The organism is Microbacterium sp. Z11_20, assembly GCF_057197605.1.
The window spans coordinates 763384-786415 of sequence record NZ_JBXVOQ010000001.1; the positions used below are offsets into that span (position 1 = coordinate 763384).

25 protein-coding genes and 2 tRNA genes are annotated in these 23032 nt (G+C 69.0%); 12 read left to right on the forward strand and 15 right to left on the reverse strand.

Going from position 1 to position 23032, the window contains the following annotated elements:
• Positions 1-267: 267 nt before the first annotated feature.
• Positions 268-693 (forward strand): Hsp20/alpha crystallin family protein, encoded by a 426-nt coding sequence (locus AC2DFQ_RS03675; protein ID WP_484509190.1) that lies wholly within the window; start codon positions 268-270, stop codon positions 691-693.
• 40 nt (positions 694-733) lie between these two features.
• Entirely contained in the window at positions 734-877 is a 144-nt protein-coding gene (locus tag AC2DFQ_RS03680) for a hypothetical protein (protein ID WP_484509189.1), read from the forward strand.
• Between the two features lie 77 nt (positions 878-954).
• Here the strand turns inward: AC2DFQ_RS03680 and AC2DFQ_RS03685 are convergent, their stop codons facing one another.
• Positions 955-1728, reverse strand: coding sequence for a hypothetical protein (locus tag AC2DFQ_RS03685; protein ID WP_484509188.1), 774 nt, complete (start codon positions 1726-1728; stop codon positions 955-957).
• Positions 1729-1945: 217 nt separating this feature from the next.
• On the opposite strand from AC2DFQ_RS03685, the gene AC2DFQ_RS03690 reads away from it, so the two are divergent.
• From AC2DFQ_RS03690 to AC2DFQ_RS03710, 5 genes are all read left to right on the forward strand, one after another.
• A complete protein-coding gene (locus AC2DFQ_RS03690) occupies positions 1946-3961 on the forward strand; it encodes a DUF262 domain-containing protein (protein WP_484532974.1) in 2016 nt (671 codons plus the stop codon).
• A 327-nt stretch (positions 3962-4288) separates the two neighbouring features.
• A complete protein-coding gene (locus tag AC2DFQ_RS03695; RefSeq protein ID WP_484532975.1) occupies positions 4289-4585 on the forward strand; it encodes a putative quinol monooxygenase in 297 nt (98 codons plus the stop codon).
• The gene (locus AC2DFQ_RS03700; protein WP_484532976.1) at positions 4582-5337 is read left to right on the forward strand and encodes an SDR family oxidoreductase; all 756 of its coding nucleotides are present in this window, start codon (positions 4582-4584) and stop codon (positions 5335-5337) included. Before AC2DFQ_RS03695 ends, AC2DFQ_RS03700 begins: the two co-directional genes overlap by 4 nt.
• Positions 5338-5373: 36 nt before the next feature.
• On the forward strand, positions 5374-6201 hold the full coding sequence (locus AC2DFQ_RS03705; RefSeq protein ID WP_484532977.1) for an SDR family oxidoreductase: 828 nt from the start codon (positions 5374-5376) through the stop codon (positions 6199-6201).
• A gap of 99 nt (positions 6202-6300) precedes the next feature.
• Positions 6301-7218 carry a LysR family transcriptional regulator gene (locus AC2DFQ_RS03710; protein ID WP_484532978.1) on the forward strand — a complete coding sequence of 306 codons (918 nt, stop codon included), beginning with the start codon at positions 6301-6303 and terminating at the stop codon, positions 7216-7218.
• A gap of 32 nt (positions 7219-7250) precedes the next feature.
• Here AC2DFQ_RS03710 and AC2DFQ_RS03715 read toward each other — a convergent pair whose 3' ends face one another.
• From AC2DFQ_RS03715 to AC2DFQ_RS03730, 4 genes are all read right to left on the reverse strand, one after another.
• On the reverse strand, positions 7251-7808 hold the full coding sequence (locus AC2DFQ_RS03715) for a TetR/AcrR family transcriptional regulator (RefSeq protein WP_484532979.1): 558 nt from the start codon (positions 7806-7808) through the stop codon (positions 7251-7253).
• A gap of 145 nt (positions 7809-7953) precedes the next feature.
• Positions 7954-8703, reverse strand: coding sequence for an SDR family NAD(P)-dependent oxidoreductase (locus AC2DFQ_RS03720; RefSeq protein ID WP_484509181.1), 750 nt, complete (start codon positions 8701-8703; stop codon positions 7954-7956).
• 233 nt (positions 8704-8936) lie between these two features.
• Positions 8937-9010 (reverse strand) — tRNA-Ile (locus tag AC2DFQ_RS03725).
• 65 nt (positions 9011-9075) lie between these two features.
• Positions 9076-10065, reverse strand: a complete 990-nt coding sequence (locus tag AC2DFQ_RS03730) for a DMT family transporter (RefSeq protein ID WP_484532980.1) — start codon at positions 10063-10065, stop codon at positions 9076-9078.
• Positions 10066-10107: 42 nt separating this feature from the next.
• Between AC2DFQ_RS03730 and def the strand changes: the two genes are divergently transcribed.
• The 3 genes from def to AC2DFQ_RS03745 all read left to right on the forward strand — a co-directional run bounded on the left by def (position 10108) and on the right by AC2DFQ_RS03745 (position 11743).
• Positions 10108-10674: a peptide deformylase gene (gene def / locus AC2DFQ_RS03735; protein WP_484532981.1), complete on the forward strand. Its 567-nt coding sequence runs from the start codon at positions 10108-10110 to the stop codon at positions 10672-10674.
• 107 nt (positions 10675-10781) lie between these two features.
• Complete coding sequence (locus tag AC2DFQ_RS03740; protein WP_484532982.1) at positions 10782-11432, forward strand: HAD family hydrolase; 651 nt, start codon at positions 10782-10784, stop codon at positions 11430-11432.
• 53 nt (positions 11433-11485) lie between these two features.
• Positions 11486-11743, forward strand: coding sequence for a hypothetical protein (locus AC2DFQ_RS03745; RefSeq protein ID WP_484532983.1), 258 nt, complete (start codon positions 11486-11488; stop codon positions 11741-11743).
• Positions 11744-11771: 28 nt separating this feature from the next.
• Here AC2DFQ_RS03745 and AC2DFQ_RS03750 read toward each other — a convergent pair whose 3' ends face one another.
• From AC2DFQ_RS03750 to dusB, 6 genes are all read right to left on the reverse strand, one after another.
• The gene (locus AC2DFQ_RS03750) at positions 11772-11981 is read right to left on the reverse strand and encodes a hypothetical protein (protein WP_484509176.1); all 210 of its coding nucleotides are present in this window, start codon (positions 11979-11981) and stop codon (positions 11772-11774) included.
• A gap of 185 nt (positions 11982-12166) precedes the next feature.
• Positions 12167-12239 (reverse strand) — tRNA-Asn (locus AC2DFQ_RS03755).
• Positions 12240-12301: 62 nt separating this feature from the next.
• Positions 12302-13075 carry an ATP-binding cassette domain-containing protein gene (locus AC2DFQ_RS03760; protein ID WP_484509175.1) on the reverse strand — a complete coding sequence of 258 codons (774 nt, stop codon included), beginning with the start codon at positions 13073-13075 and terminating at the stop codon, positions 12302-12304.
• 33 nt (positions 13076-13108) lie between these two features.
• Positions 13109-14974 carry a DNA primase gene (dnaG, locus tag AC2DFQ_RS03765; protein ID WP_484532984.1) on the reverse strand — a complete coding sequence of 622 codons (1866 nt, stop codon included), beginning with the start codon at positions 14972-14974 and terminating at the stop codon, positions 13109-13111.
• Positions 14974-16314 (reverse strand): deoxyguanosinetriphosphate triphosphohydrolase, encoded by a 1341-nt coding sequence (locus AC2DFQ_RS03770; protein ID WP_484509173.1) that lies wholly within the window; start codon positions 16312-16314, stop codon positions 14974-14976. The genes dnaG and AC2DFQ_RS03770 overlap by 1 nt, the downstream gene beginning before the upstream one ends.
• Positions 16304-17488, reverse strand: coding sequence for a tRNA dihydrouridine synthase DusB (gene dusB, locus AC2DFQ_RS03775; protein ID WP_484509172.1), 1185 nt, complete (start codon positions 17486-17488; stop codon positions 16304-16306). The genes AC2DFQ_RS03770 and dusB overlap by 11 nt, the downstream gene beginning before the upstream one ends.
• A 53-nt stretch (positions 17489-17541) precedes the next feature.
• Here dusB and AC2DFQ_RS03780 point away from each other — a divergent pair, with 53 nt between their 5' ends.
• The gene (locus tag AC2DFQ_RS03780; protein ID WP_484509171.1) at positions 17542-18042 is read left to right on the forward strand and encodes a glutathione peroxidase; all 501 of its coding nucleotides are present in this window, start codon (positions 17542-17544) and stop codon (positions 18040-18042) included.
• 1 nt (position 18043) lies between these two features.
• Here AC2DFQ_RS03780 and AC2DFQ_RS03785 read toward each other — a convergent pair whose 3' ends face one another.
• The 3 genes from AC2DFQ_RS03785 to recO all read right to left on the reverse strand — a co-directional run bounded on the left by AC2DFQ_RS03785 (position 18044) and on the right by recO (position 20366).
• Positions 18044-18757: a DsbA family oxidoreductase gene (locus tag AC2DFQ_RS03785; protein WP_484532985.1), complete on the reverse strand. Its 714-nt coding sequence runs from the start codon at positions 18755-18757 to the stop codon at positions 18044-18046.
• Positions 18758-18837: 80 nt separating this feature from the next.
• Positions 18838-19641, reverse strand: a complete 804-nt coding sequence (locus AC2DFQ_RS03790) for an isoprenyl transferase (RefSeq protein ID WP_484509169.1) — start codon at positions 19639-19641, stop codon at positions 18838-18840.
• Complete coding sequence (gene recO / locus AC2DFQ_RS03795) at positions 19638-20366, reverse strand: DNA repair protein RecO (protein ID WP_484509168.1); 729 nt, start codon at positions 20364-20366, stop codon at positions 19638-19640. The genes AC2DFQ_RS03790 and recO overlap by 4 nt, the downstream gene beginning before the upstream one ends.
• Before the next feature lie 73 nt (positions 20367-20439).
• On the opposite strand from recO, the gene AC2DFQ_RS03800 reads away from it, so the two are divergent.
• A complete protein-coding gene (locus AC2DFQ_RS03800) occupies positions 20440-21129 on the forward strand; it encodes a trimeric intracellular cation channel family protein (protein ID WP_484533130.1) in 690 nt (229 codons plus the stop codon).
• A gap of 138 nt (positions 21130-21267) precedes the next feature.
• On the opposite strand, the gene leuA is transcribed toward AC2DFQ_RS03800, so the two are convergent.
• Positions 21268-23028 (reverse strand): 2-isopropylmalate synthase, encoded by a 1761-nt coding sequence (leuA, locus tag AC2DFQ_RS03805; protein WP_484509167.1) that lies wholly within the window; start codon positions 23026-23028, stop codon positions 21268-21270.
• Positions 23029-23032 lie beyond the last annotated feature (4 nt).

Genomic DNA, 23032 nt, shown 5'->3' on the forward strand with positions numbered 1-23032 from the left:
GGGCGGGGTCGGGTATGCCCGCCAGGAGGGGCGGGTGCGGGGGGTGCGCCATGGTGCTCATCCTCAGGCGCCTGCTATCGGCCCGCAAGGGCGCCCGGCTCAGGTCGATCGCGAGGGTGCGCCCGGCCCCGGCGTCGAGGTGTGGCCCGTGGGAGGACCAAAGACACTACCCGCCGAACGGCTTCAGGCGGAGTGTGGCGGTGCGCCCACCTACCGGTGGCGCGGCAGGGCTCACCACGTTCTGCACACGGTGAAAGGACTGAGACGATGGCTCGCAGTGTGACGAAGTTCGACCCCTTCATGGGCCTCGACGCCCTCCGCAGAGGGCTTTTCAATGACCTGTCGCCCTCCCCGCGCGCGACGCTGCCCACCACCGACGTCTACACCGAGGGTGACAAGACACTGGTCGTGGATGCGTACCTCCCCAACTTCGAGGAGAAGGACATCAACGTCACGGTCGATCAGGGCGCCCTGGTGATCCAAGCGGAGCGGCGTGAGAAGGAGGAGGACAAGGACAAGAAGTACGTCGTCCGGGAGAGCAGCACGAGCTTCTACCGCAGCATCCTCCTTCCGGAGCAGGCGGACGAGGACGGGATCGCCGCGAACTTCGACAAGGGCGTCCTGAAGGTCACCGTCCCCCTCACCGGTGGTGCATCCCCCCGGAGCATCACCATCGGCAAGAGCACCTCATAACCGTTGTCCCCGGGCACCCGGGGACCCGCGAAAGATCGCCATGAACCAGTACCGAGCCACACGGCTACCCATGGCCGGCGAGGACCCCCTGTTTCCCGGCAGCGCGGTGCTGCCCACGACGGAGCCGATCGACATGGCGGCGATCATCGCAGCGGCCTCCGCAGCATCCCACCTCACCCGGTGACGCGTCAGCGGTCGCCGCAGACGAGAGAGGGGCGCCCCGGTCCGACCGGAGCGCCCCTCTCATCTGTCGGGCGAGGCTCAGGCCTCGCTCATGACCGTCTGCTCGACCTGACCACGCGCGGCGAGGGCCGCGGCGCGGGCAGCGAGGCGGCGGGTCTGCTCGGCCTGGCCTGCATCCAGGAGATCCTGGGAGACCTCGTAGTTGGGCACGCGGGGGCGGCCGTTGTGCTTCTCGATGTAGGCGTCGAGCTCCGGACCCGACTCCCACGAGGTGATGAGGCAGTAGCGCGGCTCGTCACCGGGGTGCGTGGCGGCGTGCCACAGACGCTGCGTGTCGACGATGAGCTGCGCGCCGGCCGGAAGCGCGATCCGATATTCCACGCTCGGGTCGGTGCGGTTGTCGCGCAAGACGAAGTAGCTGTCCTTGTCGTCGGTCAGGTTGAAGAAGCCGCGCACGACCCACCCCGTGCCGTCCGGGTTCAGGCGGTTGTTGTCATCCTGATGGAGGTTGTACAGGCAGTCGGCGTACGTGTTCGGCTGCAGCTCGATGATGCGGCAGCGGCCGACGTTGGCGCCCGGCTCCAGCGCCCGGCGAACGAGGTTCGGGGCCTTCTCGACCTGAGAAGGAATCCAGATGCCGTCCTTGTCGGTGCGGGGCGTCTTTCCGCTCCAGAACCCGCCGCACTCGATCTCGCCGTCTTTCGACGCGAGCGGGGCGAAACGGGTGTCACCGGACGACTTCCAATCGACGTACTCGAGGTCCAGCCACTCCTTGGGGTCGAGTTCCTGGTTGTAGCGGTCGAGGACGACGTAGCCGGTCTCTTCGAGAGCGGCGGACTTGATGTAACCCATGAGGTGAGTCATGCCTTCCGTAGGGGGCCAGTACGTTTTTCCAGGCCCTGGTAAGGCAAGCCTACCTGCGGCACCCGATCCTTCCCGGGGAGGCGAGCCGGGGAAGGGCCCGGCGCCCCGAACGCCCAGGCGGCCTCGGTTAGACTCTCGGGGGCTTTCGTGCGCCGACCTCGGAGAGCACGCGGGCTTTCTCGCGGGTGGAGGTCGGAACGGGATGATGGTCAGCGCCACGAACGTCGATGCCAAAGCGGTCAACACGGTGGGCTGGCTCTCCTCCCCCGAGACGAACATCGTCGTGCCGGTGTATCAGCGCCAGTACCGCTGGGACATCGGCGGGTGCGAACAGCTCCTTGCCGACATCCGTGCCGTCGCCGATGCCGACGACCGCACGATGCACTTCATCGGCTCGATCCTCTCCGCAGCCAACACCGACGGCGCGGACGGCGCCCCCGAGCTCGTCCTCATCGACGGCCAGCAGCGGATCACGACGTTGATGCTCCTCGTCGCGGCCCTGCACCACACCGTACGAGCCAGCGACGCCGACCTCGCCGCGCAGCTGGAGCGCGTGCTGGTGCGCGCCGCCGGCCCCGCGCGCACCAAGCTCCGCCCGCACCGTGCGTGGGCTGCCCTGTTCGAAGCGGTCGTCCTCGACCGGCATGGCGACGGCGCCGACCGCGACTCTCGCTTCGACGACAACTACTCGTTCTTCCGCAGCCAGGTGAGCCTCGAGGAGGCCCCCCGCATCTGGCGAGGGCTGCAGAAGCTCGAGCACGTTGCGATCACCCTCGGTGCCGGCGCCAACGCGCAGCAGATCTTCGAGAGCTTGAACTCGACCGGGGAGCCGCTGCGCGACCACGAGCTCATCCATAACTACGTCCTGATGGGTCTCACGCACGCCGAGCAGATCGAGATCGAAGACGAGTACTGGTTGCCCATCGAGCAGAACACGGGCCAGTCCATCGCCGCGTTCTGGCGTCACTACCTCGTCATGCGCACGGGACGCGAAGTCAGCAGCGTCGGCGAACGCGGCGTCTACGACGCCTTCCGCGCCGAGTTCCCCCGGCTGGAGCGCGAGCAGTTGCTCGTGGCGGCGGCGGAGTGGAAGGCGTACTCGGAGATCTACCGGGTGCTTCTGGAGCCTGCGCACGCTTCGGATGCGGAGATCTCGCGCGAGCTGGAGTATCTGAACGTCTTCGGACGGGGGATGTACCCCCTGGTCATGCAGGCCTATGGCGACTTCACCGCCGGGTCGCTGCCGAAGGCCGAGCTCCTCCGCACCATCCTGTACGTGCAGGCGCTGCTCCTTCGCCGCACGGTGTCCGGTCTCAGCAACGAGCGGCTGGTCGCGCGCCTGTGCCGTGCCCGCGCGGCCGGCAACGACGCCCTCGAGCGAGCGATCTCGCGGATCACTCCGTCGGACGAGCGCGTGCGGGTCGGGCTGAAGTACAGCGATCTGCCGCATCCGGCCTACGTGCTCAGCCGTCTCGCCGACGTCGACAACCCCGCCGACCTCGAACTCGAGTACATCTTCCCGCTCGCCCCGGGCGACGCCTGGACCGGCGACGGGACACGTGCCTGGTCGGAGTACAGCGACGACGAGCAGAACAGTCATCGCGCGCTCGCCAAGACTCTGGGTAACCTCACGCTCCTGGAGGAAGGGCTCGCCGAAAGGGCTGCCGACCGCTCCTTCCCCGAGAAACGGGATGCGGTGTACCCGCGCAGTTCCGTGGTCCTGGCCCGGGAGCTCGCCGATGTCGATGCGTGGAACACCGCCGCGATCTCGGCCCGTTCCGCCGCTCTCAGCGAGCGGTTCCTCGACATTTGGGCCAAGCCCCCGGTGGTCGCCATCGACGACGACGACCTGACGCCGATCCTGGATGCCAAGCGCCGTCGTGGCTGGCCGCGAGGATGGCAGCGCGAGTGGGACTACGTCGAGTACCGGGGTGAGCACTGGGAGGTCTACGACGTCAAGTACCTCTTCAACCGGGTCTTCAAGCGCCTGTGGGCGGACTCGCGGGAGTCCGTGATCGCCTTCAGCGCTCGACGGGGCGGCCCGGTCTACGCGGCGCAGTCCTGGAACGGCCAGTGGGACGCGCTCGATGAGAACCACTACCTCTACATGGGGTGGGATTCCCGCTACATGCTGGGCGCCGTGCAAGGCGTCCTCGAGGAAGCCGGCCTCGCGTCGGAGGTCTTCGTCAAGTATTCCTACATCGGCAATGCCATGCCCTGACCGCTGTCGCAGCGGTCAGGAGTTCAGCGGCGAAGTATCGGGATCGCCACCCCGGCGCGGACGTGAGCCCCGCCTGCGGCCGGCGACGCACCGCCCGGTGACGCTGCCGGGCGCCCGCTGAGGTATGCGGTCTGCGCATGTCTGGCGTGCGAAACCCTCGCTTGTGCGGGATTCCGAGGAGAGCCAGATTGGAGGCGCCCCTCCACGGACCCGAACGAGCTGGAGATTCGCATGGACCGTTCGCGTGACCAGAACGATGCCCGGACCCACATCCGGCCATCGACACGGGGGGCGAGCGGGCCCGTCGTGTTATTGACGCGGTTCGCGATGAGAGACGCCGAGGCGGCAGAGGCGATGACACAGCGCCTGAAGACCGCCGCCCGCGCTGTGACCGAAGAACCGGGCGTCATCACCTACGACGTGTACGCCGACGACTCCGACCGCTCGACGCTGTACGCCATCGAAACCTGGGCGACCGTCGAGGATGCGCGGCGTCATCAGCAGGTCGCGGTCGACAACGGCAGTGTCGAGGAGTCCCGTCCGCTGCTCGAAGAGCCACTCGCCACCATCACCCTCTGGCCGCTGTTCGCAGCCGACATCGAGAAGGACGGGAACGAAGCGTGAAGACGAATCGGAAGAAGGTCCTCGTCACCGGCGCGGGGACCGGGATGGGCCTGGAGGCCGCACGGCGGTTCAGCCGGGAGGGTGCGGCCGTCGTGATGGTGGCCCGCAACGCCGAACGCCTGCAGCGTGAGGCGGAGAAGCTGCCCGGGGCCGTCCCGTTCGCCTCCGACATCTCCGATGCCGCCGCGCTTGCCGACCTCGTCACGTTCCTCACGACCGAGCATTCCGATCTCGACACCGTTCTGCTCAATGCCGCGGTCACCCACACCTATCGCCTGTTCCATGACGTGCAGGAGATGGTCGAGCATGCGGAAATCGAGATGCGGACGAACTACCTTTCCGCTGTCCGCTTGATCGGCGAACTCGTCCCGCTGCTGGACAGACAGCCGGACCCCGCGCTCATCGTCACGACGTCAGCAGTGGCGTTCGCGCCGGACATCACCAACCCGACGTACAGCGCGACCAAAGCGGCCCTCCACTCGCTGACCCAGTCGGTGCGGCTGCAACTGGAGCAGAACGGGTCGCACGTCAAGGTCTTCGAGTTCATGGCCCCGTTGGTCGACACGCCCTTCTCCGCGGGAGTGAACTCGGACGCGAAAGTGTCTGCCGCAGACGCGGTCGCCGAGCTCTTCACGGCACTGGCCCGTGACGAGCTCGAGCTGCACGCCGACACGACGGAGGACGTGTACCAGGCCCTCCGCGTCTCGCCGGACGCGGCCACCCGCGCTGTCAACGCTGCGACCGGGGCCTGACCCGACGGCCGCACTCACGTTCGAAGGAGTCACACCATGAAGACCTGGTTCATCACCGGCGCCTCGCGCGGAATCGGACGGGAGCTCGCGGAGCAGATCCTCGCCCGCGGCGACCGCGTCGCCGCCACGCTGCGCCGACCCGAACAACTGGACGACCTCGCGCTCGCGTATGGAGACCGCCTCTGGAGACAGGCCCTCGATGTCACCGACACAGCGCAGATGGAGGAGGTGGTCGGCAACGCCTTCGCGGACCACGAGCGCATCGATGTGGTCGTGTCGAATGCCGGCTACGGTCTGTACGGTGTCGCGGAGGACCTCAGCGACGACGACGTGGAGCGGGCGATCGCCACCAATCTCACCGCTTCGATCCACCTCGTCCAGCGAGCGGTCCCGCACCTGAGGGACCAGGGCGGCGGCGTCTTCGTGCAGATGTCGAGCATGGGCGGACACATCACCTTCCCGGGGCTGTCGATCTATCACGCGACGAAGTGGGGGGTGGAGGGATTCCTGGAGGCGGTGGCGGCGGAGGTCGCCCCCTTCGGGATCAAGACGATTCTCGTCGAGCCCGGAATGGTCCGGACCTCCTTCTACGACACCGCGCAAAGGGTTCCGGTCAGCCAGCCGTACGTCGGCGGCCCCGCCGACGTGCCGCCCATTCCGGTCGAAACCATGCCGGCCAGCCAGTCGGGCGTGGCCCACGCCACCATCGAGGCCGCGCTTTCGGAGGACCCGCCGCTTCGCCTGCTCATCAACTCCGACGCGTACGAGGCAGTGACCTCCACCGTGCGGGCGCGCCTGGCGACCCTCGAGGCGCGGCGGGACGCTGCGTACGCCGCTGACGCGGAGTTCCGGCCGGCTCCCTGAGACGACAGTGGGTGCCCCGCCGGACCGCCAGCAGCCGCTGGGGCACCCACTGTGCTCTCCATCTCCTCGACGAGCAGCGACCGGTACTAGAGTTCCCCCGTGTCCGACCTGACGCTGACCGGCCTGCGCGTGCTCGTCGAGGTCGCGCAGCGCGGGTCTTTCACCGCGGCGGCGGAGGCTCTCGGTTACACGCAATCGGCGGTGTCAAGGCAGATCAGCGCGGCCGAGGACGCCGTCGCAGCGCCCCTCTTCGAACGCCGGCCCCGCGGCGTGCGGCTGACCCCGGTCGGTGAAGCCCTGGTCCGTCATGCTCGTCGCGTCCTGGCCGAGGTGTCCGCGGCCGAGCTCGAGGTAGCCGGCCTCCGCGACCGCATCGCCGGCAGACTCGTCGTCGGCGCCTACCCGACCGCTGCGGCCGTTCTCCTCCCCCGCGCGATCGCCGTCGCTCAACGGACGCACCCGGCCCTGACCGTGGCGCTGTGGGAATCGGGCAGCCCCGTTCAACTCCGACGGCTGCGCGCGGGCCGGATCGAGGTGGCGGTGGTGGCCGTCGGCGATGGACTGCCCGCATACGATTTGACCGGATTGCGGACCGAGGCCATCGGTCCACTGGGGGGAATGGGCATCGCGGTCGGCTCGGCGCACCCGCTCGCCGCACGGGACGAGGTCGACATCGATGACATCGCGGACGAACTCTGGATCGTCGGCGCCGGCAGCGAGAACGAGCCGCAGTTCGGCGCCTGGCCCACTCTCCCCGACCCGCGGATCGCTCACCAGGTTCGAAGCTGGCAGACCCGGTTAGGGTTCGTTGCCGCAGGACTCGGCATCTCGCTCCTTCCGGGATTCGTGGCGGAGAGCGTGCCGCAAGGCGTGAAGCGGCTACGCGTCAACGATCCTGGAATGGAGATGGATCGGACGACGCTCGTCGTGACCGAGACGGAACGAACCCCCGCGGTGAGCGCCTTCGCCTCCGCGCTGAGGGAGGTGGCGTCGGGCTGCCCATCGGCGCCCCGGTAGCAGACCCGGCTGGGGGCGCAAGGCGGCAGGGGTCATGCAGGAAAGGCACGGAGCATGCGCTCTGCGACCGCTGCGAGCTGCCCCCGGGAGGCGCCACCGGCCGCCTGGACCGCCAACCCTGCTGATGCCGTTGACAGGTATTTGGCCAGTTCGGCGGGGTCTTCGGCCTCGGAGAGATCTCCTTCGGCGATCGCTCGTTCGAATCGTTCGGCCAGTCTTGTCTCGCCTGCGCGACGACTGTCGCTCAGAAACGCCACGATGGGCTCGTCCTCCGGTCTCCCCGACAGCCCACCCTGGATCGACAGGCATCCGGCAGGCCGCCCCGGCGTGGTGATGGCAGCCACGTTGCTTCGCAGATAGTGCTCCGCAACCGCCCTCGCCGTCCGCTCCGCAAGCGCCTCGCCGACGTACGCCATGTCGACCTCTGCATAGCGCGAGACCGCCCGCTTGAAGGTGCTCTCCTTATTGCCGAACGCCGCGTAAAGGCTGGGCCGAGTGATGCCCATGGCGTTGGTGAGATCATCCAACGTCGTTCCCTCGTAGCCGTGCCGCCAAAAAACTTCGATGGCTCGGTCGAGTGCGTGGTCCATGTCGAACTCCCGGGGTCTCCCCCGCATCACCATGTGATCGCCTCGCCCGAGTTTTTCATACTGTCCAGGATAAAACGCAGGAACGATCACCGAGGCCCACAGAGTGCCCGGCCTCCCCACCGGGAGGCCGGGCACTCTGCATGGGTTAGATATGGACCTCGCCCCCGTCCACGATGAGCTCTCCGCCCGTCATGAAGCTGCTTTCATCCGTCGCAAGGAAGAGCGCCGCATTCGCGATCTCCTCCGGCTCGGCGAGACGGCCCATCGGCACCGAACCGGCGATGAACTCCAGGAGCGCGGGCGCCTCCTCTTCACTGGAAGCCAACCCACGAAGGCCCGGGGTATTGGTCGGGCCCGGGATGAGGGTGTTCACTCTGATCTTGCGATCCTTCAGTTCCGCCGCCCATGTTCGGCCGAACGAGCGAACCGCCGCCTTGGACGCCGCGTACACGCCGAATGCCGGCGTGCCCCCGAACGTCACCGAGGATCCCAGGAGAATGACGCGGGCGCCGTCCTTGAGGAGTGGAAGCGCCTCCTGCACCGTGAAGAGAGTGCCGCGGACATTGCTGTCGAACGTATCCGAATAGTGTTCCGCGGTTATGCCGCCCAGGGCTGCGAACGCGCCCCCGCCGGCGCCCGCGTACAACACGTCGATCTCCCGCCCGTCACGAGCGAGCGCGGTGAACAGTCGAGCAACCTGCTCGAGGTCAGCGACGTCTGTCTGGACGCCCGTCGCCGCGGGGCCGAGGTCGCGCACGACTTGCTCCAGCTCGGCGGGGCGCCGCCCCGTGATGATGACGCTCGCGCCCTCAGCGACGAATCGCTTCGCGGTGGCGAGTCCGATGCCCGCAGTTCCGCCCGTCACCAATGCGGTCTGTCCAGTGAGTTTTCCCACGGTCTTCTCCTTCGACACGAAGAACGGTGGATCCGTCCGTGGGGAATTCTATATCGGCCAGTACAGAATGCGGCCCGCGCCCGAACCCGGCATCCTTCGCGACCGCGGGCCACCCAGGACCGAGGGTCGGGAACCACGTGTTCGTGTCATGCCGATGACATGCGCGGTCCATGGGTGCGCGATTGCCTGCAACTGCCGGGGACGGTTCTGACGCGGAAACCGGGCACCTTTTGTAGGGCGGGTGGGACTTGAACCCACGATCGTCGGGTTATGAGCCCGCTGCCTTCACCAGCTTGGCCACCGCCCCCTGGCCCTAGAGCCTACCGGCCCGGGCCCGGCGACACCCGCCCGGCTGCGCACCGATGGGCGGGATCAGCCCTGTCGGTCTTTGCCGCCGCCACCACGGGGAATGGGAAGCTCCTGCGAGGCGCTCACGATCTGGGGGTGGTGCCGGGTCAGCTGAATGACGCCCCAGACCGCCACCGCCCCGGCGATCGCGAATCCGATGAGGGCCCACAGCGGCGCGCTCGACGCCTCCCCGAGCACCAGCAGACCGATCAGGACCGCGACGAGCGGATCGATCACGGTGAGGCCGGCGATGACGAGGTCGGGCGGGCCGACCGAGTACGCCGTCTGCACGAAGTACGCGCCGATTCCCACGGCGGCCAGCATCGCGATGACGCACAGCAGAGTCAACCACTCGAAGTCGCCGCTCTGGATGCGGCTGATCACAACCTTTGCGAGGGTCGCGACGAAGCCGTAGATCACACCCGCGGCCGTGATGTAGAACAGCGCCTGCATGCGCTTGCGCAGCCACACCCACAACACCGCGAACGCGACCAGAACGACGGCGAGGATGGCGAGGATGATCAACAACTCGCGGACCGTGACCGCATGCTCCGTGGCGAAGAATGCCGCGATCACGACGAAGGTGAAGATGCCACCGATGCAGGCGACGATCGCGATGATCGACTGCCGGGTCGGCCTGTGGCCCGACAGCCGCGAATTCAGCAGAGTGGTCACGACGAGGGCCACGGCGCCCAGCGGCTGGACGAGGATCAAGGGTGCCAGCGAGAGCGCAGCGAGCTGGCAGATGATCGCCAGCGCGAGCATAACCGTGCCGACCACCCATGACGGTCGCCGCAGAAGTCCGAGCAGCTGCGAGCCGTTGAGACCGGACGTGCCGGCCTGGCCGGACAGACGCTCCACCTTGGCCACGCCACGGTACTGGTACTGCGCGCCGAACGACATGAAAACCGCACCCAGCAGCGCCAGCGGGATCCCGAGCAGGATCCGGGGATTGCCGAAAATGCCGACGAGTTCGTCGGTGACACCGCCCAGCGATACGTCCACGCCGATCATGGTTCGACACTAACCGGCCGAGCCCGTCGGTAGGCTCAAGGCGTGGCCGTTCTTCCGATTCGCATCATGGGCGACCCCGTCCTCCACGCTCCCGCCGTCCGCGTCGACGAGATCACCGACGAGGTCCGCCAACTGGTCGCCGACATGTTCGAGACCATGGATGTTGCCCCCGGCGTCGGGCTTGCCGCGCCGCAGGTGGGCGTCGCGCTGCGTCTCTACGTCTACAGCTATCGCGACGACGACGGCGCGCCCTGGCGCGGCGTGGTGATCAATCCGGAGTTGTGGATGCGGCCGATGGAGCCGGGTTCGCCCGATCCCGAAGACGAGGCCGAGGGTTGCCTGTCGTTCCCGGGCGAACGGTTCCCGCTGCGGCGCTCCGAGGAGGTGCTCGTGACCGGCACCGACCTGGACGGCCAGCCCGTCCGCATCGAGGTGTCCGGCTGGCGGGCACGCATCATGCAGCATGAGTTCGACCACCTGGACGGCGTGCTGTACATCGACCGCCTCGACGACAGCGACTGGAAGACCACCCAGAAGATCGCCCGCAAACGGGGCTGGGGGCGCCCCGGACAGTCGTGGCTACCCGGAGTCGACGACCTCGACGCCTAGGGCAGAGGTGGTCGCCACCCAGGTGCATGTCACATCCCGCCTGCGTGCGCCACCCCGTCGCTCGGCCGGCACCGGCGCGGTTAGCTGTCGGCATGTCCGATACGCCGATGCCCCAGACCGTCCTGTTCGACATCGACGGGACTCTCGTCGACTCCAACTACCTCCACGTAGACGCCTGGTCGCGCGCGTTCACGGAAGCGGGGCATCCCGTGGATACCTGGCGGATCCACCGCGGCATCGGCATGGATTCGTCCATACTCCTCGACGAGCTCCTGGGCGACCAGGCCGAAAGCGTCGGCCCCCGCGCGAAGGAGGCGCACGCGCGCATCTACGCCGGCATGTCCGACCGGCTGCGCCCGTTCGAGGGCGCACGGGAGGTGCTGAGAGAACTCGCCGAGCGTGGCCACACCGTGGTGCTTGCCACCTCGGCGCCCGAGGAAGAGTTGAAGCCGCTGCTGCGGGTGCTGGACATGGGTGACACCCTCGACGTGGTCACCTCGGCCGAAGACGCCGAGACAGCCAAGCCGGCGCCCGACATCCTGCAGGTAGCGCTGGAACGGGCAGGAACGTCAGCGGAGAACGCCGTGATGATCGGCGACGCCGTATGGGATGTGGAGGCCGCCGGCCGCGCGGGCGTCCGGTGCATCGGCGTCCTCACCGGCGGCACCGGCCGGGACGAACTGCTCGCCGCCGGTGCTGTCGCGGTCTACGACGGCGTCGCCGACCTTCTGCAGCACGAGGGCTCCCTCCTTCGCTAAGCGACGGAATACCGGGCTGACCTGGCGTGTTTTACAGCGCGAGAGGAGATCGCATGAAAGGTGATCGAGTAGAAATCGTCGTGGATGCCGGAGGCGGCGTGGCGCGCACGTACGAGATTGAGGCGAGCCGGGCGGGGCGGCGGCTGGACGTGACCCACGGTCGCGGCCTCGTGGAGGTGTCGGAAGTGACCCGTGGGGGTACGCCCGTGCGGTCTGCCCGGTTCATGGCGAACCGGGTCATCGCGCTCGTCGAGCATCCGGCCGACGAGTCGCCCCGAGCCGGGGAGATCCTCCCGCTGCGCGCAGCGTGACATCGGCGCCGCCTGAACGCTCCTCGCGTCAGGCGGTGTGTGCGTCGCGGTGCGCAGCCTCCATGGCCGTGGATTGCAACTGCAAGATGGCGATGGCCTCGTGGAGGGCGCCCAGCGGCGCCTCGATCTCGTCGAAGTGATGCACGAACCCGTTCGCGTCACGCGCGGTGACGGCGACGAACGCGTGCCCGTGCCGCGGCACCCGAATGCCCTTCGTTCGCACCTTGCGTTCCCCCATGCGCCGCACCCCTTCCGCCGGTTCTCAGGGTACCGGGCAACCAGCCCGGCACTGAGAGGGACACACGAGGGGTTATCCCGATCGATCGCGGCCGCGGCGCAGGGAGGCGACGGGGCAAGAGGAAAGGCCCGGGGTGGAAGCCCGGGCCTTAAGTGAGAGCCACGTTAGATGACGCGGTACTCTCGCTCCCCGGCTTGGACTCGAACCAAGAACCTATCGGTTAACAGCCGATTGCTCTGCCAATTGAGCTACCGAGGAATATGTTCCGCGCTGCGCGCGCAACCCCACCATCCTAGCAAAGCATCGAAGGTGTTCCGCACTCAGCGCGGCACCGCGCGCCGCGGATCGGCTGCGTCGGGCGTCCACAGCAGTGCGTCGGCCCCGCGGCCGTACGCGACGGGATGTCCGCCGCGGAGCACCAGCACATCCGCCCCCAGTTCCCGCGTGGCCTCGGCGTCGTTCGTCACGATCAGAGTCGACATCCCGTACCCGTCCCGGCGGCGAAGGATCGCGTCGCGCGCGGCCATCCGCACCTCGAGGTCGAGGTTCGCATAGGGGTCGTCGGCCACCAGCAAGCGCGGGTCCGTGACGAGGGCGCGAGCGAGCGCGACGCGTTGACGCATCCCGGCCGACAGTTCGTACGGGTACTTCGCCGCCGCGCCGAGGGGCAGTTGCATCTCATCCAGGAGCGTGGCCACCCGCACCGCCAGCGCACGCGCGTTGACGTGACGATCGCGACTGGTGATCGGCTCGCCGATCACCTCGGACACCGTCAGCCGCGAGGGCAGATCCGCACCCGCGCGCTGCGGCATATGACCCACCACGTACGTCAGCTGCCGGCGCGCGCGGCCGGGCCTGCGGGCGTCGATCCCCTCGACCCGGGCAGACCCGCCGACGGCGGTGATCCCGTCATCGGTGCGTCCGGCGAGGAACGATGCGAGCGTGGATTTGCCCGCACCGGTCGGACCCATCACCGCGAGAACCCCGCGTCGGGGCAGGACGATCGAGACGCCCTCCACGATGCGGACGCCAGCCCGAGCGACGGAGAGGTCGTCGGCGCGGACGGCGGTGTCCGCTTCGGTCAGGCGACGCATCCCCTCATCCTGCCGTGCCGGGCGCCCGCCGCGCTACTGCGCCTCCACGAGGCGCTGCCGCTCGCGGTCGATCTCGCGCAGCCGGATGCGCAGTCCGCGGCCCTCCTCGGAGTCGGCGGACACCCGCTGGATCGCCCCGAGAAGCTCGGTCTTCTGCCGCTCGAGCGATCGGGCGATCAGCCTCCGCGCGAGGTCGTTGGCCGATGCGACGGCGTGCTCCTCGTCTCGGGCGGGGAAGTCGGCCGTGAGGAGCTCGGCGGCCAGCGTGCGGAAGGGTTCTCGCACCGACCCGACGACATCTGCGGCCCACCCGGGGCGTGCGGCGCCCATGGCACCGGCGATGGCAGCCCGGACCGCCTCCAGGGCGGGCGAGCGGAACGTCACCGCGAGGGCTCGCGCGAGCATGTCGGGGTCCACCCGATGCCCATACTGCAGGAAGGCCATGAGCGAATCGCGTTCCAGCGCGGTGTCGCGATCGCGCGAGAGGGTCGCGATCGACACGCGCACCTCGACGGGCGGTGCGTCCGTGGCCGCCGCGCCGCGCTCGGTGGTCGCCTGCTCGGATGCTGCGGCCCGGGCCGCACCACGGGCCGCACGCTCGACAGCCGAAGACACCTCGGGCAGGTCCAGCCCCAGGCGGCGCGCCAGGACACGGGTGTAACCGGGCCGCAGCGACGGGTCGCGGATCTCGGCGACGATGGGAGCGGAGGCCCGCAGCGCCCCCGCCCGTCCCTCGACCGTGGCCAGGTCGAAGCCGGCCAGGCGGGAGTCGATCACGAACTCGTACATGGGCACCTTGGCATCCAGGAGCCCGCGCACCGCCCCGTCGCCGCGTTCCAGGCGCAGGTCGCACGGGTCCAGGCCTCCGGGCGCGACGGCGACGTAGGTCTGCGCGGCGAAGCGCTTCTCGTCGCCGAACGCGCGGAGCGCCGCCTTCTGACCGGCTGCATCCGGGTCGAAGGTGAACACGACCTCTCCCGAGGAGGAGTCGTCGCCCATGACGCGTCGCAGAACCGTGATGTGATCGGTGCCGAAGGCCGTACCGCACGTGGCCACGGCGGTGGTGACCCCCGCGAGATGGCACGCCATGACGTCGGTGTACCCCTCGACCACGACGACGCGGCGCTCCCGCGAGATCTCTCGTTTGGCCACGTCCAGCCCGTACAGCACCTGCGCCTTGCGGTAGATGGGCGTCTCGGGCGTGTTGAGGTACTTCGGTCCGTTGTCGTCGTCGTAGAGCTTGCGCGCGCCGAATCCGATGACCTGGCCGGTGACGTCCCTGATCGGCCACACGAGCCGCCCGCGGAAGCGGTCGTAGACCCCGCGCTGCCCCTGGGAGACCAGTCCTGCCTGTGTGATCTCCTCCCGGGTGAACTTCTGGGCCAGCAGGTGGTCGGTGAGCGCCGACCACCCCTTGGGCGCGTAGCCGACCCCGAAGTGCGCGGCGGCTCCGGAGTCGAAGCCCCGTTCGCCCAGGAACCGGCGGCCCGCCTCGGCGTCGGGATCGGACAGGCGGGCACGGTAGAACTCGGCGGCGGCGGCGTTGGCGGCGTAGAGCCGCGAACGGCCGCTCGTCTCCGGCGCGGCACCGCCGTCCTCGTAGTGCAGTGTGTAGCCCACTCGCGCGGCCAGCCGCTCGACCGCCTCGGTGAAGGAGACATGGTCCATCGCGCGCAGGAACGAGTAGACGTCCCCGGATTCGCCGCATCCGAAGCAGTGGTAGTAGCCCACCTGCGGGCGAACATGGAAACTCGGGCTGCGCTCGTCGTGGAACGGGCAGAGGCCCTTCAGGGAGCCGACGCCGGCCTGCTTGAGCGCGACCCGCTCTCCCACGACGTCGCCGATGTTCGTGCGGGCTTTGACCTCGTCGATGTCGCTCTGACGGATGCGGCCGGCCATCAGGGCCCCACCTCCGGTGCCGCGGAGAATCCGGGCGCCCAGATGCCGATGGACGCCGCGTCCACCTCGCCCACGAGGCGGCTGTGCCACGCGAGGGCGAGTTGGTCGGTCAGACTGGCGACCTGGTCGACGACGACACGCTTGCGCGCGCTCTCGTCGTCGGCCGCGGCGAAATCCGCCGCGTGCAACGCGTCCAGCGCATCCGGCTGGTCCCACAGGGCTGTCGCCAGACGCTTCAGCACGCGCCGCTGCTCCTTGTACAGGGATCGGCGCCCCTCGATCGAGACGACGGTGGCGCCGATGATGCCCTTGAGCACGGCCATCTCGGCCTCGATCACGCGCGGCACCACCACGTGCGCACGGTAGCGCGTGAGCGTGTCGTACGGGTAGGCCTCGCGCGTGGCGGTGGTCGCCGCGCGCGCGAAACGTCCGATGAGATCGCTCGTGAGGTTCTTCAGGCGTGCCAACGCGGGGCGGGTGCCGTCGAAGCTCCCGATCCACTCCGGCAGGCGCATGAGCCGGTACAGCGCATCCTCCAGCTCGTCGCGCGCGAAGTCGTACCCGACCCACGTCTGGATCGCCGTGAGGAGCGCCCGGTGCTCGCCGTTGTCGGCGAGGCGGGCCGGGTCCAGGTAACGGTTGACGATCGCGTCTTCGAAGTCGTGCACCGAGTACGCGATGTCGTCGGAGAGATCCATGACCTCCGCCTCCACGCATCGCACGCGCCCCGGAGCGCCCTCGCGCATCCAGCGGAAGACCTCCTCGTCCTCCGGATACACCCCGAACTTTAACCGTCCCCCCGGATCGGGCACGGGGTGGTCGGCCGTCCACGGGTATTTGCAGGCCGCGTCGAGACTCGCACGCGTGAGATTGAGACCGTGGCTGCGCCCGTCGGCGTCGACCGCCTTCGGCTCCAGCCGGGTGAGGATGCGCAGGGTCTGCGCGTTGCCCTCGAAGCCGCCGATGTCTTCGGCCCACTCGTTCAGCGCCCGCTCGCCGTTGTGGCCGAACGGCGGGTGACCGAGGTCGTGGCTCAGGCACGCGGTGTCGACCACGTCGGGCGAGAGTTGCAACGCAGTGGCGAGCTCGCGCCCGACCTGAGCCACTTCGAGAGAGTGGGTGAGGCGATTGCGCGCGAAATCGGCGGGGCTCGCGGGGCTCAGCACCTGCGTCTTCGCGGCGAGGCGCCGCAGGGCCGCCGAGTGCAGCACGCGCGCCCGATCGCGGGCGAAGTCGTCGCGCTGCGAGCGATGCTCCTCGTACGAGACGCGCGCGGCGTCGGCGTCGTCGTAGCCGGCTGGTCGAGCGGAGCCGCCGACGACCCCGACTTCACCCGCCACTGGAATCGAGCTCCGCCTCGGCGAGGTCACGGGAGGCCGCGTCGCCGAGTTCTCGCGACTGCAGCCAGCCGTCGGGAAGAGCCGCCCGCTTGGGGCTTCCCGCGCGTCCCCGCTGACCCTCCGCCGCGGCCCCCGGGTAGGGGGCATCCGCGTCGAGCTGCGCGAGCAACTCGTCGATCTCGGCGAGGGTGGACACCGTGGCCAGGCGCGCGCGCAGCTCCCCGCCGACGGGATAGCCCTTCAGGTACCACGCGACGTGCTTGCGGATGTCGCGGCAGCCACGGGATTCGTCCTCGAAGAACTCCACGAGGAGTTCGGCGTGCCGGCGGAAGGCCTGGGCGACGAAACCGAGGGTCGCGTCCACCGGCGCGCCGGCAGCCGTCCCCGCGGTGGCCGACGGGCCGGCCAGCGCCCGGGCGAGGTCGCCGAAGAGCCACGGCCGGCCGAGGCATCCGCGCCCCACGACCACTCCGTCGCATCCGGTCTCGGTCATCATGCGGACGGCGTCCTCCGCCGACCAGATGTCACCGTTTCCGAGAACGGGGATGCTCGTGACCGCCTCCTTGAGCGCGGTGATCGCCGCCCAATCGGCAGTGCCGGAGTAGAACTGCGACGCCGTCCGCGCGTGCAGGGCGACCGCGGCGACCCCCGCGTCCTCCGCGATGCGTCCGGCTTCCAAGAACGTCAGGTGGTCGTCGTCGATGCCCTTGCGCATCTTCACCGTGACCGGGATGTCGCCACCGGCGCGCACCGCACGGGTGACGATGTCGCGGAACAGGTCGGTCTTCCACGGGAGCGCCGCGCCCCCTCCCTTGCGGGTGACCTTGGGCACCGGACATCCGAAGTTCAGGTCGATGTGGTCGGCCCGGTCTTCCTCCACGAGGATGCGGACGGCCGCCTCCACCGTCGCGGGGTCGACGCCGTACAGCTGGATCGAGCGCGGCGTCTCGGATTCGTGGTGGCGGATCAGCCGGAGCGTCGTGGCGTTGCGCTCCACCAGCGCGCGGGTGGTGATCATCTCGCTGACGTAGAGTCCGGCGCCGTACTCGCGGCACAGGCGCCGGAATGCGGTGTTGGTGATTCCGGCCATCGGCGCCAGCACGACCGGAGCGTCGAGCTCGAGGGGGCCGATGCGCAGCGGGCGCGTCGGGGCGAGGGCGGTAGTCACGTCCATATTCTCCCAGACGAACGGGGTGCCATGCCCCGAGGAGGGCATAACCTGAGGAGATGACGACGACGTCCACAGACGTGCGAGGCATCCCGTTCACCACCGCCGACGGGGGCACGGCCACCCTCGACGATTACGGCGACGGAGTCGTGCTGCTCGTCAACGTCGCGTCCCGGTGTGGCCTCGCGCCGCAGTACGAGAAGCTCGAGGAGCTGCAGCGGACCTACGGCGACCGGGGTCTGACGGTGCTGGGCTTCCCCTGCAACCAGTTCATGGGTCAGGAGCCGGGCTCCATGGAAGAGATCCTGGAGTACTGCTCGACGACCTGGGGCGTCACCTTTCCGATCCTCGACAAGATCCGAGTGAACGGATCGCGCGCGGCTCCCCTGTACAAGGCGCTCAAGAGCGCCAAGGATCAGGAGGGAAAGCGCGGACCGATCCTGTGGAACTTCGAGAAGTTCGTCGTGACGCCTTCGGGTGATGTCCACCGGTTCCGACCCAACGTCACCCCGGATGATCCCACCATCGTCTCCGTCATCGAGGGCGCGCTCCCCCGCTGAGTCATCCCCGGCCCGCGGCGACCGGTGCGGGCTCGCCCGCCGGCTCCGCCGCGAGGGCTGTGCGCTCCGCCCACAGCTTCCGCACGATGTCCGTGAATGCCGCGGCCGGCTGCGCCCCGCTCACGCCGTACTGGCCGTCGATGACGAAGAACGGCACGCCGGTGATCCCGTAGGCGGCGGCCTGGTCCTGGTCTGCCCGGACGTCGGGGAGGTAGTGGTGCGCGGCCAGCGCCGCGCGAGCGTCGCCCGCATCCAGCCCGACGTCGGCGGCGAGCGAGACGAGCTCGTCGTCGCGTCCGAGGTGGCGCCCTTCGATGAAGTAGGCCGACATGAGGCGTTCGGCCAGTTCGAGCTGGCGGCCCTGTGCCTTCGCGAAGTGCAGCAACTCGTGCGCCTTCACCGTGTTCGTGTGGTGGAGCAGGTCGAACCGGTACCCGAGGCCCGCCTCGGCGGCGACGCCGGTCACCCGCTCCATCATCTGCTGGGCCTGCACGCGGGACATGCCCTTGTGCTCGGCCAGGTAATCGACCTCGCTGCCCTCGAAATCGAGCGGTGTGTCCGGGGACAGTTCGAAGGAGTGGAACTCCACCTCCACCTGCGGCGCATCATCGTCGCCCGAGGTCGCCGCCAGACCCGTCTCCAGATTGCGCTTGCCGATGTAGCACCACGGGCAGGCGATGTCGCTCCACACGTCGATCTTGATGGGTTCACTCACACGGGGTGCAACCACGCCCCGGCCGATCACATTCCGCCCGGCGCATGCGAGACGCATCGCGCGCGGGCGGGGGCGCGATGTCAGGTGCCCGGAGCATCCACGGCGCCGCCGAACCGGCGATCGCGGTCGAGGTAGAGACCGATCGCCTCCCAGAGGTGGGTCCGCCGGAAATCGGGCCACAGGGTGTCGAGGAAGACGTACTCCGCATAGGCCGACTCCCACAGCAGGAAGTTCGACGCGCGCTGCTCACCGCTGGAGCGGACGAAGAGATCGACGTCGGGCATGTCGGGCTGGTACAGGTGACGGCGCACGAGCTTCTCGCTGATAGCCGACGGCTTCAGCCGCCCCGCCGCGATCTCCTCGCCCATCCGGCGCATGGCATCGACCAGCTCGATGCGGCCCCCGTAGTTCACGCACATGGTCAGGGTGAGCACGTCGTTGCCCGCCGTGAGCTGCTCGGCGAACTGGAGCTCCTTGATGACCGAGCCCCACAGGCGCGGCTTGCGCCCGGCCCAGCGCACCCGTACGCCCCACTCATTGAGCTGATCGCGGCGGCGGTGGAGCACGTCGCGGTTGAACCCCATCAGGAACCGCACCTCGTCGGGTGACCGCGACCAGTTCTCCGTGGAGAAGGCATACACCGAGAGGTGCTTGACCCCCGCCTGGATCGCCCCGGCGACGACGTCGAGCAGGGACGCCTCGCCGGCACGGTGTCCTTCCACACGGGAGAGCCCGCGCCGATTGGCCCACCGGCCGTTGCCGTCCATGACGATGGCGACGTGCTCCGGAACCGCACCCTTGCCGAACGCGGGCGGATACTCCCCCGTCCAGTCGAGGGGCCGGAACGGCACCGCGTCGCGATGCGTGTAGGGCTTGGGAGTCATCGTCCCGTTTCCACGTGGGCGAGCGAGCGGATGCCGCGTTCCAGGTGCCACTGCGCGTAGGCCGCGACGAGCCCGGATGCGGCCGAGGTGGCGGCCGGGGCGGCGTCATCGACCTGCGTCCAGTCGCCGCGCAGCAGCGCCCGCAGGAGGGAGGCGGTGGGAGGCGCGATGCGCGCGGAGCCCACGGGCGCGCAGTTCGCGCACACCATGCCGCCGAGTTGCGCCACGAAAGACTCGTGCTCGCCGGCCGTGCCGCACCGGGCGCACTCATCCAGGCCGGGCGCCCACCCCGACAGCGCCATGGCGCGCAGCATGTAGGAATCAAGCACGCTGCGCGACGCGTGCTCGCCGCGCGCGAGGGCACGCAGCCCGCCCACCAGCAGCAGGTACTGCTGCGGCGTGGCCTCGGCTTCGTTCAGGCGGTCCGCCGTCTCCACCATGGCGTTCGCCGTGGTGTAGCGGTCGTACTGAGTGACGATGTCGGCGCCGTACGCGCCGAGCGACTCGGCCTGCTGCACGATGTCGAGCGAGCGGCCCTCGTACAGCAGCACATCGGCGACCATGAACGGTTCCAGCCGCGAGCCGAATCGGGACGAGGTGCGGCGAACGCCCTTGGCGACCGCCCGGATCTTTCCGTGCCGCCGCCCGAGCATCGTGACGATGCGGTCCGCTTCCCCCAGCTTGTGGGTACGCAGGACCACGACCTCGTCGCGATAGGTGGGCACTCCCCCATTATCCGCCGTGGGTTGCTCCCCCGTCGTCGGCGCGCGCGGCCAGAATGGGACCGTGGACTCCCAGATGCTCGTCATCCCGTTGTGGGCCGACCTCACCGCCGTGGGGCTCGGCGGCGTTCAGGGCGCCCTCTTCGCCTCAGGCTTCCGGGGGCGCACCCGGCTGGATCTGCTGGGGGTCGCGATCATCGGCATCGTGATGGGGATGGGGGGCGGCCTCATCCGCGACCTCCTGTTGGGGACGGTTCCCACGACGCTCCAGAGCAACTGGTACCTCCTCACGGCAGCGGGCGCTGCCCTGGTCGGGATGCTGCTGGCGGGGATCTTCGCACGGCTGAACAAGGTCATCGTGGCCTTGGACGCTCTCGTCATCGGTCTGTTCGGTGCCTTCGGCACCAGCAAGGCTTTGGCACTCGGCCTTCCCCCAGTGCCGGCCGTGTTCGTCGGCGTCTGCTCCGCGGTGGGCGGCGGGGTGCTCCGCGACATGCTGATGGGCCTGCCCGTGGCGATCATGCACGTCGGTTCCCTCTACGCCGTCGCGGCGGGGGCGGGCTGCGCCATCCTGGTCATAGCCGTTGAGGTGGGCGCTCCTCTTCCCGTCGCCGCGATCGTGGGGGTCGTGGTGACCACCGTTATCCGGATCCTCGCCGTGATCTTCGACGTCTCGCTCCCCGAACAGCGGATGCTGCATCGGCGCAAGGTCGCCGTGGAGACCTCCGCGATCCCCGTCGTCCGCCCCGGCGACTCCCCCGAGTAACCCCGCCCGCACGCACGCCCGCCGCCCCCGCCGCGCCGAGAAACGACATTCCGGCCCAGACGGACCGCGGCGCGGGGCGTCTCGCCGGAAATCCCCTGTCTCGCGCCGTCGCCCCGCGCGGAGGTGCGGCGCGACGAGTCAGACGGCGGCGAGCGTCGGCGAGTCGCTGCGCGCGCGGATGGCGCGGTTCACGGCGGAGACGACGGCCTTGAGCGACGCCGTCGAGATGTCGCCGTCGATGCCGACCCCCCACAGGCGCTGGTCGTCGACCTGGAGTTCGACGTACGCCGCCGCCTGAGCGTCGCCGCCCGCGCTGAGGGTGTGCTCGACATAGTCGTAGAGCGAGATGTCCAAGCCTCGCTCGCGCAGGATGCCCAGGAAGGCCGCGATCGGTCCGTTGCCGTGGCCGGTGGCCTCCTCGACCTCGTCGCCGTCGCGCAGGCGGATGTTGAGTTCGACGTCACCGCTCAGATCGCTCGAGGTTCGCGTTCCGACCAGCTCGAACCGGCCCCACCGGTTGTCCGCGACGGAGGTGGGGAGGTACTCGTCCGTGAAGACGTCCCAGATCTGCGCGCTCGTGACCTCACCGCCGTCCGCGTCGGTCTTGGCCTGGATGACGCCGGAGAACTCGATCTGCAGTCGCCGCGGCAGATCCAGCGCGTGATCGCTCTTCAGCAGGTACGCCACGCCACCCTTGCCCGACTGCGAGTTGACGCGGATGACGGCTTCGTACGACCTGCCGAGGTCCTTCGGGTCGACCGGCAGGTACGGCACCGCCCACTCGATCTCGTCGATGCTGACGCCGGCCGCCTGCGCGCGGGCCTCCATCGCCTCGAAACCCTTCTTGATGGCGTCCTGGTGCGACCCGCTGAACGCGGTGAAGACCAGATCGCCTGCCCACGGGCTGCGCTCGGGCACGGGCAGCTGGTTGCAGTACTCGACGGTGCGCTTGATCTGGTCGATGTCGCTGAAGTCGATCTGCGGATCCACGCCCTGCGTCAGCAGGTTCACGCCGAGCGCGACGAGATCGACGTTGCCGGTGCGCTCCCCGTTGCCGAACAGGCAGCCCTCGATCCGGTCGGCGCCGGCCATGTAGCCCAGCTCGGCCGCGGCCACGGCCGTGCCGCGGTCGTTGTGCGGATGCAGCGACAGGATGACGTTCTCGCGGTGGTTCAGGTTCCGCGACATCCACTCGATGGAGTCGGCGTACACGTTGGGCGTGGCCATCTCCACCGTCGCCGGCAGGTTGATGATGACCTTGCGCTCCGGGGTGGGCTCGAAGACCTCGAGCACCTGGTTGCAGATGTCGACGGCGAACTCGAGCTCGGTGCCGGTGTAACTCTCCGGCGAGTACTCGTAGAAGATCTCGGCCTCGGGGACGGTCTTCTCGTACTGCCGGCACAGGCGCGCCCCCTCGAGCGCGATGTCGATGATGCCCTGCTTGTCGGTGCGGAACACGACCTCGCGCTGGACGACGCTCGTTGAGTTGTACAGGTGCACGATGGCGCGCTGGGCGCCGGCGAGCGACTCGTACGTGCGGGCGATCAGGTGCTCACGCGCCTGCGTCAACACCTGGATGGTGACGTCGTCGGGGATCAGGTCTTCCTCGATCAGCTGCCGGACGAAGTCGAAGTCGAGTTGGCTCGCACTGGGGAAGCCGACCTCGATCTCCTTGTACCCCAGCCGAACGAGCAGCTCGAACATGACGCGTTTGCGCTCGGGGGTCATCGGGTCGATGAGCGCCTGGTTTCCGTCACGCAGGTCCACCGCACACCAGCGGGGCGCAGTCGTGATCCGGGCATCCGGCCACGTGCGATCGGGCAGTTCGACGCGGATCTGCTCGTGGAACGGACGGTACTTGTGCGTCGGCATCCCCGACGGCTTCTGGGTGTTCTTCATGAGA

What these genes read in the sequence shown, in the direction of transcription:
- AC2DFQ_RS03675 (WP_484509190.1), top strand. Translation starts at nt 268, where the DNA reads ATGGCTCGCAGTGTGACGAAGTTCGACCCCTTCATGGGCCTCGACGCC.
- AC2DFQ_RS03680 (WP_484509189.1), top strand. Translation starts at nt 734, where the DNA reads ATGAACCAGTACCGAGCCACACGGCTACCCATGGCCGGCGAGGACCCC.
- AC2DFQ_RS03685 (WP_484509188.1), bottom strand. Translation starts at nt 1,728, where the DNA reads ATGGGTTACATCAAGTCCGCCGCTCTCGAAGAGACCGGCTACGTCGTC.
- AC2DFQ_RS03690 (WP_484532974.1), top strand. Translation starts at nt 1,946, where the DNA reads ATGGTCAGCGCCACGAACGTCGATGCCAAAGCGGTCAACACGGTGGGC.
- AC2DFQ_RS03695 (WP_484532975.1), top strand. Translation starts at nt 4,289, where the DNA reads ATGAGAGACGCCGAGGCGGCAGAGGCGATGACACAGCGCCTGAAGACC.
- AC2DFQ_RS03705 (WP_484532977.1), top strand. Translation starts at nt 5,374, where the DNA reads ATGAAGACCTGGTTCATCACCGGCGCCTCGCGCGGAATCGGACGGGAG.
- AC2DFQ_RS03715 (WP_484532979.1), bottom strand. Translation starts at nt 7,808, where the DNA reads ATGGACCACGCACTCGACCGAGCCATCGAAGTTTTTTGGCGGCACGGC.
- AC2DFQ_RS03730 (WP_484532980.1), bottom strand. Translation starts at nt 10,065, where the DNA reads ATGATCGGCGTGGACGTATCGCTGGGCGGTGTCACCGACGAACTCGTC.
- AC2DFQ_RS03740 (WP_484532982.1), top strand. Translation starts at nt 10,782, where the DNA reads ATGCCCCAGACCGTCCTGTTCGACATCGACGGGACTCTCGTCGACTCC.
- AC2DFQ_RS03745 (WP_484532983.1), top strand. Translation starts at nt 11,486, where the DNA reads ATGAAAGGTGATCGAGTAGAAATCGTCGTGGATGCCGGAGGCGGCGTG.
- AC2DFQ_RS03750 (WP_484509176.1), bottom strand. Translation starts at nt 11,981, where the DNA reads ATGGGGGAACGCAAGGTGCGAACGAAGGGCATTCGGGTGCCGCGGCAC.
- AC2DFQ_RS03760 (WP_484509175.1), bottom strand. Translation starts at nt 13,075, where the DNA reads ATGCGTCGCCTGACCGAAGCGGACACCGCCGTCCGCGCCGACGACCTC.
- dnaG (WP_484532984.1), bottom strand. Translation starts at nt 14,974, where the DNA reads ATGGCCGGCCGCATCCGTCAGAGCGACATCGACGAGGTCAAAGCCCGC.
- dusB (WP_484509172.1), bottom strand. Translation starts at nt 17,488, where the DNA reads ATGGACGTGACTACCGCCCTCGCCCCGACGCGCCCGCTGCGCATCGGC.
- AC2DFQ_RS03780 (WP_484509171.1), top strand. Translation starts at nt 17,542, where the DNA reads ATGACGACGACGTCCACAGACGTGCGAGGCATCCCGTTCACCACCGCC.
- AC2DFQ_RS03790 (WP_484509169.1), bottom strand. Translation starts at nt 19,641, where the DNA reads ATGACTCCCAAGCCCTACACGCATCGCGACGCGGTGCCGTTCCGGCCC.
- AC2DFQ_RS03800 (WP_484533130.1), top strand. Translation starts at nt 20,440, where the DNA reads ATGCTCGTCATCCCGTTGTGGGCCGACCTCACCGCCGTGGGGCTCGGC.
- leuA (WP_484509167.1), bottom strand. Translation starts at nt 23,028, where the DNA reads ATGAAGAACACCCAGAAGCCGTCGGGGATGCCGACGCACAAGTACCGT.